Here is an 11677-nt window from a genome sequence, read left to right as displayed (position 1 = left end):
ACCACGTCGAAAAGCGGGCCGTCCGCGCCGGGGGTCACCGGTGCGCTCGCGACGCCGGCTCGTCGCGGTCGTCCGCGGGCACGGCCATGACCAGGTCGCTGACCGGTGACGCGCCACCACCGTCGAGCTCCACCCGGTACACGCCCGGCTCCGGCAGCGTGACCGTCGCCGACAGCCGCCCGTCGCGCCGTCCGGCCGCCGGGCGATCCACCTGCCGCTCGCTGCCGACGTCCAGCACCCGGCAGGTCACCACGGCCGGGTCCGTCCCGGTGATCCCGATCTCGAAGGGCGCGCCGGCCGTCACGACGTCGGGCAGCGTCAGGCCGATGGCCGTCTCGCCCAGCGGCGGCCCGAGCGGATTCTCGGTGAGCACGGAACGCACGTGGGCGACCGCCTCCCGCGTCTTCGCGATCGCGGTGTGGGTCTGCGGCAGGTACACCGGTTCCGCGCCCACCGGTGCGGCGGCGTCGCGGTAGACGGTCCCGTCCCCACCGCGGTCGACCCGCCGCGGCGGCCCGTCGTCGCCGGGCAGGAGGGTGTACTCCCGGCCCTCCGCGACCCCGTCCGCGAGCACGATGCTCTGCACGGTCGGCTGCTCGACGCCGACGAGCGGGCGCAGGCCCCGGCCGCCGTCGGCCCGCAGGACGGCCTGCATCGCCATGGCCGCCTTGGCCAGATCCGCGTCGCCGCCCAGCCGGGCCACGTCGTCCGCGGTCAACGGCCGCGCCGCCGGGCCCTCCTCGACGCAACGGTAGGCCGGCAGCAGCGCGTACAGCCCCGGCATGCCGGCGACCAGCCGGCGCAGCCGCGCCCGCGGCAGCGGCAACGGGCCGCCCCGCCCGGTGCTGAGGATGACCGCCGCCTTGGCCGAGCCATAGAACGGCGTGCCCAATGTGACGGTGTACCGCGTCTCGCCGTCGCCGTGCAGCTGCTCGGTGAACCACCGGGCGACCAGGCCGCCCATCGAGTGCGCGACCAGGACCAGCCGGGCCGAGCGGCTCCCCTCGCGGTGCGCGCGCCAGCGGCGCAGGTGCCGCTCGGCGGCGTCGGCCAGCACGGCCGCGTTCACCGGCACCGGCAGCCGCCAGTCGTAGGCGAACTCCAACACCGCGTCCGGATGGGCTGCGGCCCGGCGGACGCCCGTGAGCAGCGCCGTGTACGGCTCCACCCCGCGCAGCATCGGCGCGAACGCCGGCACCCGCAACACGCGGGTCGCGCGGACCCGACCGATCCGCCCGGCGAGCTCGTCCTCGGTCACGGCGAGCGCGTCAAGCCCGGCACCCGAGGTCCAGGCCCGCACATACCACCCGATGTCGGCGACTCCCCACAGCACCCGCTGCGTCTCGGCGTCGACCAGCTCGCTGCCCATGATGCCGGGCAGCACGATGACCGCGTCCCGGCCGACCGAACGCGCGTCGTCCACCGACCCCACCCACCTTGAGTCACGCCGCGCTCACCCACGGCATCTGAGGCACCCTAGCGCGAACCGCCGCCACGCCGCGGCCATGACCGACCTTGATACGGGCTCTAGCCGGAGCCGCCACAACCGCCAACGCATTGCACAGACCGGTGAACACGATTCGCAACTGTTGGGACACTGAAAGTAGTCGGGCTGGATATAGAAAAGGGCCGTCGCGCCATGCGGGCGCGTCGCCGATGTGCCAGCCCGGGTTGCGCCGCGGCAGCCCGTCGACGCGCGGTACGCCGGACGGGTTTGCCTGTGACCCGGTCCGGTCGCGAGGCACTCGGCTCGGCCACGTTCCGCGACGCGGAGCAGCGGCTCAACGGATACGGCAACGCCTTCCAGCGGTTGGACCACACCGCCCCACTGTTCGTCGATGCCGGATACCTTGACCTGCGTGCCGCGTCGATCCGGACCGGTGGCAGCGGCTGATCGAGTTCGGGCGACCCGGCACGTGTTCAGCTACAACGACGGACTGGTCGACGCGACGTTTCCTGACGAAGGTCCCGTCCAGCACGACACGGATCGGGCACCGGCTTACGATCACCGAGGAACTCTGCTGTCAGGCGATCTCCGACACCGAGGCCCCGCGTCGGGTCATCGCCAGGCTGACCGCGCCCTGAGCGTGGCCGTCCGCGCAGACGTAGTTCATCTCGGGGTAGCTGCCGGCCGGCACCGGGACCGCACCGACGCCCAGGCACTGGCGAGTGTTGTCACAGCAGGGCCTGCTTGCGTCCGCCAGAGGCACCGCGCCCATGGTCGGGCTCCGCCGTTCCGAGGTGGGGGCAGCGGACCCTGATGGGTGCGGCGCCCCTTCTATTTTTGCGGGGTGGGTGTGGTGCGCGTCTGCCGGATTTGGTCGGCCAGCGCGTGATGCTTTGGGTTCGATCAAGCGTGGCAGGCGCGTCCGTGGCCCGCCTGGTCTGCCGATGGTTGCATCCCCTGTCGATTTCTTCAGACCATTGCGGGCTCTCCACAGCAGGTGATAGCCATTCGTCGATACCTTCGGTCCGTTAGACAGTCTTCGTGGCACGGGCGCCACACGGGCCGCGCCCAGTGTGCTATTCGGATTCGGATGGCATGGTTGGCGTGATGATGAGGTCGTCCCATCGGTCACCGGTCCAGATCTGCCAATGGCCGCCGTCGTCGGCGCGCATGTTGGCGTCGAGTTGGCGGGCCAGTTCGGCGCGGTCGGCGTCGTTGCGGACAGGCTGAGCGGTAGCGACGGCCAGGGTGTAGAAGCCGTCACCGAGCGGGGCGAGCATTCGCAGCGCGCTGAGCCCGGCGCGGGTCGCCTGGCTGACGCGCCGCGTGCCCTGGTATTCCTCGACCAAGGCGTCGAGGAACTCTTCCTCGCTGGGTCGCCGCCCGGACCTGGTGCGACACGCGGCGACGCACGCCCGAAGCTCCCGATACCCCAACCGCGACGGAAGGTTCGGGTCGTAGCTGGACGCCCCGCCGTCGCCGGCGTTGCGGATGGCGCCGACCGCGTCGCGTCCGAGCCGCAGGACCGCGTTGAATGCCTGACCATCCCGGGTATCCAAGGCCCGGTAGGAGGTGACCCGCAGTCCCCGGAGCTCGGCCGGGATGCGTAGCCTACTGTGCGGCAGTGTGATCCGCTCGACCGGGTCAGCATCCTCACCGGGATGGCTGAGCCTGGGCTCGACGGCGGGTGCGGGGTGCAGCTGGTCCAGCTGGTCGTGGGTGAGCCCGCGGCGGGCGTTCGCAGCGAGTTCGACGACGGCGTGGTGCAGTGGGCCGTGGATGGGATCGAGGTAGCGGGCGAGTTCGACCAGCTTGCCGGTGATCACGGTGGCGGTGGCGGGCTCGGCCCGGTCGCCGATGACGAGGGCGTGCCGGTGCGCGGCTGGTTCGCCGAGCGCAGTCCAGAATTCGGTGTCGTCCGGCCCGACCACGCCGATCGGTGGCTGGTCGCCTGGCAGATGGTAGTACACGTGTGACTCCTCACGAATCGGGTGGTGCGCGGCCTGGCCCGCGGGCACGCCCGTTGTATGCGTCGAGGCGCTGGCGCGGTAGCAGCCCCGGTCGATGCTCACGAGTCCGTCGAGCTCACCCGGAACGGTCTCGATGTCAGCGGTGGCGGGGACAAGGTCCCCGCCACCGCCTGGCCGCGCTACTCACTCATGATCTTCAGACTTGGGTTTACGGCTGCTGAGCATGCGCACGGTCGTGTTGAGCTTGATCGGTGCATCGTCCGGGCCTCTGAGGAACGGGTTGATGTAGACGGGACGGCGCAACGCCCTGCCGGGTCCGTATGCCTGGCTGCGCCAGTGGCCGGAGACCCAGAACCGGCTGCTCTGGGAGCGTCTTGGGCTGCCCTGCGCCGATGGTGAACCGGGCGGCGTGGTGTTGCGGCTGGCGCGGATACGCACGATCCGCACCTCGGGTGCGGGTCGGTTGGTGCGCGCGTAGGTCTTCCGAATAGATTTGTCGATTGCCGCGGTGGTGATGTCGGCGGCCTGCTGCGCGATCAGGAGCCAGGTTGCGATCAGCGCTGCTGTTGGATGGTTGCCGGGCGGCAGTTGCTGATCGTCAACGTGGGCAGCGCGTATCGGGGTGAGCCAACCGACCTGTTCGCGTAGTCGCTGGAGGGATTTGTCGTCAAGGCCAGCGCCGATCGTGCGGTAGCTGACCACCTGCCAGCCGTCGCTGGTGCCGGTCCAGGACGCTGCGGCGATCTGTCGTTGTGTCATTGGCCGGGACCACACGAGCAGTCCGTCCGTCGCGGGCATGAGGTCGCGGCTGATCGTGACGGCAGGCAGCTGTGCTGCGGCGTGTTCGGCCAGGTCGGTGAAGTCGCTGTCGATCCAGAACAGGCGTGATCGGTCCAGGCCGGCGGCGATAGCTTGACGTGCGTCGGCCATCGCGACCACGGCTGGAAGGCCGTCGTTGCCCCGGTAAAAGTGCGCGAGCCGGTCGCGCACCTTTGGCAACTCTCGTGCGGTGATGGCGGTTGCCGGCCAGGCGGTCGTCGTGATGAGCGTGCGTCCCGGTTGCCGGGCGTTCAGGAACGCCATGTGGAGTTGCTCGATACGCTCTCGCGCTGGTCGATGGTTGCCGAGGCCGAGTGCCCGCACGGCTCGGTCGACCACTTTGTTGTCTCTGCCGTCGTCGATGTAGCGCTGGCACGTCGCGCACGCCGCCCATGCCTGGCCGAAGTTCTGTACCAGGCCTGCGGTCGGGCCGATCGCGACGGCGGCGACCTCACCGCCGACGAGCGTCCACATTGGGTATTGGTCCCCGCAGAAGTCACACGAGCGGCGCACGGTGTCGAGTTGGTTGACCGGGACGGGTACCGGCTCGTGTCCGTCGGTGACGAGTTGGATCGGGTGCATGTAGCTGGGCGGCGCACCGAGGGTGTTCAGTGGGGAGAGGCAGATCTGGCAGGCCATCTCTTCTCGCGTGGCCGTCATGCCGTCGCCTCACCGTCATGCTGTCGACGGTCGCGCAGCCGCGGTCCTCGACGGGGCTGGCTGGTCGGCATCGTCATGCCCGGCTCGTAGATCGCGTGGCGGTTCCGGCCGTTGTGTTTGGCGTGGTACATCGCGATGTCCGCGCGGTGCAGGGCCACGTCCTCGAGCGCGTCGGTGGTTTCGGCTAGGGCGAGGCCGACGCTGGCGGTGGGGGTGATCGTGACCGGGTTGCCGTCGATGGTGAGTTCGACGGGCTGGGAGATCAGGGTGCCGAAGGTGTCGGCGATGCGGACGAAGTCATGCTGGCGGGCGGGTAGCAGGGCTGCGTACTCGTCGCCGGACAGGCGCGCCGCGACACCGCCGTAGAGGGTGGCGGTGTCGTTGATGCGGTCGCCGATTTCGATGAGCAGGTCATCTCCGGCGTCGTGGCCGTAGGTGTCGTTGATGGGTTTGAAGTCGTCCAGGTCGATCAGGACGGCGATGATGGGCTGCGGGTCGCCGGTCTGGGCGATGGCGGCGTGCGCGGCCTGCAGGCCGTCACGGTTGAACTGTCTGGTGAGTGGGTCGTGCAGCAGCCTCCAGGTGGCCTCGGCGAGCCGGGCGCGCAGGCGGTGGATGGTGGGCCAGGCGGTGAGCCCGCCCCCGGCGAACGCCACTACCGCGGTGGCGATCATGGTCAGGGATAGGGACACTGGGGTCCTCCATGTCATTGGAGAACCCGGGACGCGACGTTGTCGAGGCGGGCGTCCCGGGTCCTGATGCGACGACGGCCCGCCTGTTGGCGGGCCGTTCTTCTGCTTGCGCGTCGCCGGGTGTGGCTGACGCGGACAGGTGGGCGTTGGTCGTCCTCAAGGAGCAGTGGATCTGCCCTGAGGGTCAGGGCTGCGCGGCCGGCGGGGCGGCGGCGTCGAGGTCCCAGGCCGCGCCGACGCGGGCGGGGAGCCGCCCGGCGCTGGGCTCGGCCCAGCGGTGGTGGGGCCGGTCGTGCTGGTGAGGCTCGTCGGTGCGGGGACGGCGCCTGAGGAGCCGGGTGGGTTCGGGCGGGGTGCCGTGGGGCCGGTGTTCGTAGCGTTCGGACAGCACTCTGGCGTACTCGACGTGGGAGTCGAACGGCTGGTACACGCCGCGCAGCACGGTGCCGCCGAGCCGGTCACAGCAGGACACCGACACCCGGGTACCAGCCGTCAATGGCGAGCGTGACGATGTGTCCGCAATTCAGCGAGAGGTCGAACACGCACAGCCGGTGCAGCTGCAGCTCCGCGCCGGGCGCCTCATGCTCTCCGGTCACCGGTTGTGCCCGTGGTCGCGGATGTGCTGGTAGACCTTCGCGGCGGTCAACGGCTGCCCGCGCAGGTTCGAAGGTTGATTGATGTGCTGCCAGCCGAACGAGTCGCAGGCCAGCCACCAGGTCTGCTGGCCGGTGCTGATCTCGATGACGTCGCCCACGGACAATGCCCGGTGTCCGAGCAGCCGGTACACGCAGGCGGCGAGGAAGGTGATCTCGCCGTGGGCGGTGCCGCGGCCAGTCTCCAACTGGTCGAGGTCGGCGTTGCAGGCGTGGAAGGCCCAGTCAGCGACGGCGTGCGGGTCCCACTCGGCGCCGGTGGGGAGCCGGTGGGAGGTGACCGCGACAAGCCGGTGTCCGTCGCGGTAGTGCGTGAATCGTGCGCCGGTGTTGTGGTAGATGGTGACGGTCAACATGATGTTCCTTTCGCGTTGGCCGCAATCGGCTCAGAAAGGGATGTGGACCGTCTCGGCGCTGCCGAAACGCTCCACTGGCAAGATGATTGGCGGGAATCAGCGACCGATTTCCTTACGTGGCAGCCAGATCAATGCCGCGGATGGCGAAGAACTCAACTGGGCCAACGGCATTGGACTCGGTCGCGGGCTGGCCGGTATGCGTTTCCAGGTGGAGGTGCGGTCCGGATGAGTGGCCGCTGCTGCCGACCTGGCCGATGACTTGGCCGACGGCGACCTGCTGACCCACGTCGACCGCCGGGCGTTGGACCATGTGGCAGTAGCGGGTGACGGTCGAGTCGGGATGCAGCAGCTCCACGTACCAGCCGCAGCCCCGCACCCGGTCCGGATCGCCGTCGACGTCGCAGGAGTACGGGCCTGCGTTGACCAGGTGGGCGTTGCACTCCACACGGATGACCAGACCGGACGCGGCGGCGTGGATCGGGGTGCCCTTGGCCGCGGCGATGTCGACGCCGTCGTGGCCGGGCCGGTCTGCGGTCCGGAACCCGGACACGACGGGGCCCTGGACCGGTTTCATCCAGCCACCGACGCTGATGCACTGCTCACCGGGACCGCCAGAACCGGCCGGTTGGCCGGAAACGAGCCCGACGAGAACAGTCGCGTCGCCCTCCCACTTCGCGTAGGCATCGGGATAGGCGGAACGCTGCACGCGCTGCGCAGCAACAGTGAGCGGCATCGTCTGCCAGCCGCCGACGGTGACCAGCTTGCGGTAGAACGCGCCCGCCGCGTACTCGGGATCCAACAGCTGTGCGGGGGTGCCCCAGCCTTGGCTCGGCCGCTGCTGGAACAGTCCGAGCGAGTCGTGGTCGTTGCGTTCACCGAGGTTGCCGAGGTTACGCAGCCCGGACTCCTGCAGCGCGGTGGCCACCGCGATGACCTGGCCGCGGACAGGAACGCCGTGCTGCACGCCGACGGTGACGATCACCTGGGCGTAGTGCATCTGTTCGGCGTCGTAGCGGCCAATGGTGCCGCTCGGGGTGGTGATGACCGAGCACGCCGACACGGCTCCGGTGAGGGCGAACAGCCCGGCGACGCACAGAAACGCTACGCCGAGGACCACGGACACGACGAGGGCGATGGCGCGGCTGGTCACAGCAGCCGCCGGGTGTGTGCAGGCATGATCGGTTCCCTTCGAGGTTGGCGTGCCCACGGCGGCCTGCCGGGCGGGCGGGCTGCCGAACGGTTCCGGCACGAGCCTCGAAGGGATGCGCCGGTGGCGGGACACGGGAGTGTTCCGCCACCGGCCGTGGATGGACCTACGAGGCGGATGTCGGCTGGTGCGCGACGTGGCCGTTGCTGCCGGCCAGATAGGCGATCCGGTCGATCAACGTGAGCGGCGAGTCGAGCAGGCCGCTGATGCCGGTGCGGCGGATCAACTGGACCTGCCGCAGCGAGATGCCGTGCCGCTGCGCGAACTCGGCCGGCTCGATGTCCGGGTCAGCTTTGAGCTCGGCCCACAGGTGCCGCCACCGGTCGTAGGACGCCTGGTCCTGCGGTACCCGCCGCAGCACGTCGGCGGGCGGCATTGGCCCGGCCAACGCGGGCAGCCCTGCGGCTCCCCGCTCGGCGTCCGGGTCGGCATCGGTGTCCGGCAGGGGTGGGGGCAGCAGGTCGGCGCCGATGACGTGGGCCCAGCCCGGCACGTCGGCCTGGGCGCTGAGTTCGGCGGCGACCGCATCGAGATCGAGGGTGGTCGCGGCGATGTCGGCCCGGACCGGGTCGTCGTGCCGGGCCCGGATCAGCGTCTCCACGTGGGCGGCGAGCGCAGCACGGCGCCGCTCATCGCGGAGCTGCTGCCGGGCGGCGTCGAGGGACTCGTGCAGCGCGAGCCGGTGCGCGAGGGCGAGGGAGCGGGCGCGGCGGGTGACCGCCGGTTCGCGCCACCACTGGGCGAGACCGTAGACCGGGGCGGTGTCGGCGAGCTTCCCGGCGGCGCGCAGCGCGTCGCGGCGGCGGGCGGCGCTGTGCATCAGCCACACCGCGTACGCGAAGATGCCGAGACCGCCGAACACCGTGGCCAAATAGGGCACGTCGTAGTGGCCGAGGACGTTAATGACGACGCCGATCGTGACCGAGCCGGCGGACAGCACCCGCCAGCCGTAGGCGCCCTCACCAAGCCGCTGCCGCCAGTCGGCGAACGCAGATGTGACGACACCGCCAAGGTCGATGACGGCGGCGAACGGGGCGACGAGCAGCGCCCGCCACCACCAGTCGAGGCCGTCGGGCCAGGGCGCGGATTGCACGCCGACCCAGATCTGGCCGATGGTCGAGCCGAGGGCGGCGATGACGTAGAAGATCCAGGCGGCGTGCTCGGCGGCCCGGCCGAGCGGGCCGTCGCCGGGCGTGGCGGTCAGGTTCATCGCTCACCCGCCGGTGTGGTGGTCGCGGACGTAAGGGGCATCGGGTCCTCCTGCGAAATGACGCAGGCCCAGCGCCCCGGTGCGGGACGCTGGGCCCGGATGGGCGTAGGCATCCCGCCGGGACGAGCCCCAGAACGGGTGTCCGTCGGCGAGCGGGTGTGGCGGGTCAGGTGGTGATACGGAACCGGGCGGGCCGCTGCCGGGTACGGGTCACCGCACCGGCCTCAGCCAGGCGCAGCAGCTTGCGTCGCCTCGACGACACCGCGGCCGAACCGGATGACACCCGGTTCGGCGTCCGCGACCCCGACGACCCCCGCGGTATAGCGGAGCCCATGAGTCGTGTCGTGGTCGCCGGCCGAATGCCGCTGACGGACAGGGCCGTCGTGGCTGAACACCAGCGTCCGCCGGGAGTGGCGGCCGCCTCCCCGAGTTGGTCATGCGGCATCCGCCAGGTATGCGATCCGGGCGATGAGGCACGCGGCGGTGGCCTTGTCCGCCGGGCTCCACGCGTCGGGTAGGTCGATGTGCAGCGAACCGTTGGCGAGCTCGGCCTCGCCGCAGCCCATGCCGCCGGTCGTGCACAGGTCGATCCGCACCAGGCCGCCGTCGAGCGGCTCGGCCCACACCTCGATCGGTTCACCGTCAACGACCAGCCGGCCCGCCGGTCCGTCCGAGGGGATGCTGTCGCCCTTCGTCTCGGCGGCGACGGTGATGACGTTGACGCCGGTGTTGTCCTCTGGCCGATGGGGACAGGTCGGCTCGGGTTGAGTCGGGTCCGGCTGCTGCTTGGAGGTGACGATGCCCATCTCTTGGGTCCTTTCGTGGTTAACGAGCGGCGTGGCGGCGCCGCGCCTCGGGTTCGTGGGTTGGCGACGCACAGCCGCGTCGCGTCCCGTGGTCGCGGGATACCGGCGACGCAGGCGTGCGTCGCAGGGCTGGGCTGCGACGCTGCAGCGGGTCAGGACAAGCGGTGGCGGCGGCAGACGACGATGCCGCCCGCGGTGCTGCTGTTGGTGATGGCGCGGTCGGGCAGGCCGTGGTGTGGTCACCGATCTCGCCGGAGCGACTCGATCGCCATTCGATGTTGACGCCGGATGGTTGGGCGACGTTTGCGGGTCAGCTCCGCGTCGGTACGGGAAGCGTTGCCGCCAACGCGGCGGTCTTGAGTGTGGTCCGGAAGATCGAGACCGCGTTCGCGGCGATGTCCGCCACGCCGTCGGCCCGCTCCTGAGCGGTGAAGGGCAGTCGCGCGTGCGGGCCGACGCGGAACGCGGGCAGGTCGTCATGCTCGCGCGCAACGACGTACCCGTCGGCGGTGGTGTACTCCTCGACGGACCCGAAATTGAGGCCATCGATGTCCGCCTCCCGATTACCGGTGCACATGACGACCAGGCCGTAGGTGCGGCCGTCGACGAGTCCCGCCCCGGGCAGCGCGATGGGTCGTGCTCGGCGGCGCAGCACGTTGAGTCGGCGGACGCCGAACCGATCTGGCCGCAGGTAGCGGCCGATGGCCTGGTAACGCCCCCGTATCTGCTCCTGCCACGCCTCGCACGTCGTGGGCAGGTCGGTGGCGTACCAGTCGATCCGGTCCACCTGGTCCAGGGCGACCGCCGCCATGAACGGTTGCGGCGCGATGCCCAGGCAGGCTTCGACGGCGCACTTGCCGGAATCGCCGCCGCCGATCACCGCGACGCGACGCACACCGCGCAGCGGCCACATGCCGGCCATCCGCTGCATGAATTGCGTGAAGGTGAGGATCGTGACGCCGTCAGCGACGCCCTGGTCATCCGGGTCGCCCAGGCCACGGGCGTCGATGACCCGCCCGGCGAGCAGCGACGCGGAACCGTCGATCTCGATCTGCACGCCCAGGTCGTTCCGGGTGACGGACACGACATTGGCGTTGGTCATCACGTCGGCGAACTGGGCCAGCGCGAGGCGGACCACGAACGCCATGTCGGTGTTCGTCAGATACTCGGCCATGGACACGTTCGCGGCCTGGATCGGGGCGCCGGGCAGGTAGTTCAGGCTTACGCCCTGGTCGCCCGCCAAGCCGGCGGGTCCCCTGCGGTTTCGGGAGTTGAGGTAGAACGTCGGCCGCGGGGTCATGGCGAAGCTGCCGCCCACCCGCGCGTTGCGCTCGAGCACCAGCGGCTTGGGCTGGCCGGCGAGGACGCGGACCGCCGCGTACGTCGCGGCGTGCACACCGCTGCCGATGATGACCTCACGGTCGCTGCTGGAGGTGAGCAGGTCTTGCTGCCGCTGCTCGTCCGACCAGTAGGCGTCCAGGATCTGGTCGGCGTATTCGCGGCCGTACGGGTCCAAGGCGATACCGGTGAGCCTGGCTTGCGTCGGGCTAGGAAATTCCTGCTCACGTTGCATCATCGCCTGCATGCCCGCAGCGGCGGGTTCCTTGACGGCGACGGCGGTGAGCAGGGACTCGATCTGCGCGGATGGCTCGAACATGGCGTCCTTCCTGGTCACCGGGACACCGCACCGGGCCGCGTACCCACCCCGGGGCAGCCCCCGGGTTGCGGCACGCGGCCAGCACGATCCCGGAAGGGTCAAAGGGTTGGGCTGCTGGGCCGGCGGTTGCCAGGCCCAGGCGGGCAGATCACCGACCTGGTCGGCCTGGAACATCAGCACGTCGCCATCCGTTGCAGGAC

General features: G+C 70.5%; 13 protein-coding genes. 1 reads left to right on the top strand and 12 read right to left on the bottom strand.

What is annotated here, in order from left to right:
- Window positions 1-34 precede the first annotated feature (34 nt).
- Window positions 35-1423, bottom strand: a complete 1389-nt coding sequence (locus ABD901_RS43325) for an esterase/lipase family protein (RefSeq protein WP_345136890.1) — start codon at window positions 1421-1423, stop codon at window positions 35-37.
- 297 nt (window positions 1424-1720) lie between these two features.
- On the opposite strand from ABD901_RS43325, the gene ABD901_RS43320 reads away from it, so the two are divergent.
- The gene (locus ABD901_RS43320; RefSeq protein ID WP_345136888.1) at window positions 1721-1894 is read left to right on the top strand and encodes a hypothetical protein; all 174 of its coding nucleotides are present in this window, start codon (window positions 1721-1723) and stop codon (window positions 1892-1894) included.
- Between the two features lie 130 nt (window positions 1895-2024).
- Here ABD901_RS43320 and ABD901_RS43315 read toward each other — a convergent pair whose 3' ends face one another.
- The 11 genes from ABD901_RS43315 to ABD901_RS43265 form a co-directional block, all read right to left on the bottom strand.
- The gene (locus ABD901_RS43315; protein WP_345136886.1) at window positions 2025-2210 is read right to left on the bottom strand and encodes a hypothetical protein; all 186 of its coding nucleotides are present in this window, start codon (window positions 2208-2210) and stop codon (window positions 2025-2027) included.
- 313 nt (window positions 2211-2523) lie between these two features.
- The gene (locus ABD901_RS43310; RefSeq protein ID WP_345136884.1) at window positions 2524-3417 is read right to left on the bottom strand and encodes a hypothetical protein; all 894 of its coding nucleotides are present in this window, start codon (window positions 3415-3417) and stop codon (window positions 2524-2526) included.
- 183 nt (window positions 3418-3600) lie between these two features.
- Entirely contained in the window at window positions 3601-4896 is a 1296-nt protein-coding gene (locus ABD901_RS43305; protein WP_345136882.1) for a hypothetical protein, read from the bottom strand.
- Window positions 4893-5588, bottom strand: a complete 696-nt coding sequence (locus tag ABD901_RS43300; protein ID WP_345136880.1) for a GGDEF domain-containing protein — start codon at window positions 5586-5588, stop codon at window positions 4893-4895. Before ABD901_RS43300 ends, ABD901_RS43305 begins: the two co-directional genes overlap by 4 nt.
- A 184-nt stretch (window positions 5589-5772) precedes the next feature.
- Window positions 5773-6060: a hypothetical protein gene (locus ABD901_RS43295; protein ID WP_345136878.1), complete on the bottom strand. Its 288-nt coding sequence runs from the start codon at window positions 6058-6060 to the stop codon at window positions 5773-5775.
- Entirely contained in the window at window positions 6047-6184 is a 138-nt protein-coding gene (locus ABD901_RS43290) for a hypothetical protein (protein WP_345136876.1), read from the bottom strand. The genes ABD901_RS43295 and ABD901_RS43290 overlap by 14 nt, the downstream gene beginning before the upstream one ends.
- On the bottom strand, window positions 6181-6597 hold the full coding sequence (locus ABD901_RS43285; RefSeq protein WP_345136874.1) for a hypothetical protein: 417 nt from the start codon (window positions 6595-6597) through the stop codon (window positions 6181-6183). Before ABD901_RS43285 ends, ABD901_RS43290 begins: the two co-directional genes overlap by 4 nt.
- A 112-nt stretch (window positions 6598-6709) precedes the next feature.
- The gene (locus ABD901_RS43280) at window positions 6710-7747 is read right to left on the bottom strand and encodes a M23 family metallopeptidase (protein ID WP_380132048.1); all 1038 of its coding nucleotides are present in this window, start codon (window positions 7745-7747) and stop codon (window positions 6710-6712) included.
- Window positions 7748-7910: 163 nt separating this feature from the next.
- On the bottom strand, window positions 7911-9014 hold the full coding sequence (locus tag ABD901_RS43275) for a hypothetical protein (RefSeq protein ID WP_345136869.1): 1104 nt from the start codon (window positions 9012-9014) through the stop codon (window positions 7911-7913).
- A gap of 434 nt (window positions 9015-9448) precedes the next feature.
- Window positions 9449-9820, bottom strand: a complete 372-nt coding sequence (locus ABD901_RS43270; protein ID WP_345136867.1) for a hypothetical protein — start codon at window positions 9818-9820, stop codon at window positions 9449-9451.
- Window positions 9821-10130: 310 nt separating this feature from the next.
- Complete coding sequence (locus ABD901_RS43265; RefSeq protein WP_345136865.1) at window positions 10131-11495, bottom strand: Rossmann-fold NAD(P)-binding domain-containing protein; 1365 nt, start codon at window positions 11493-11495, stop codon at window positions 10131-10133.
- Between the last annotated feature and the right edge of the window lie 182 nt (window positions 11496-11677).

The organism is Dactylosporangium darangshiense (genome assembly GCF_039537565.1).
GTDB lineage: Bacteria > Actinomycetota > Actinomycetes > Mycobacteriales > Micromonosporaceae > Dactylosporangium > Dactylosporangium darangshiense.
The sequence above is the reverse complement of the archived record's forward strand: the minus strand, read 5'-3'. Positions and strand labels throughout refer to the sequence as shown.

What these genes read in the sequence shown, in the direction of transcription:
- ABD901_RS43305 (WP_345136882.1), bottom strand. Translation starts at nt 4,896, where the DNA reads ATGACGGCCACGCGAGAAGAGATGGCCTGCCAGATCTGCCTCTCCCCA.
- ABD901_RS43285 (WP_345136874.1), bottom strand. Translation starts at nt 6,597, where the DNA reads ATGTTGACCGTCACCATCTACCACAACACCGGCGCACGATTCACGCAC.
- ABD901_RS43275 (WP_345136869.1), bottom strand. Translation starts at nt 9,014, where the DNA reads ATGAACCTGACCGCCACGCCCGGCGACGGCCCGCTCGGCCGGGCCGCC.
- ABD901_RS43270 (WP_345136867.1), bottom strand. Translation starts at nt 9,820, where the DNA reads ATGGGCATCGTCACCTCCAAGCAGCAGCCGGACCCGACTCAACCCGAG.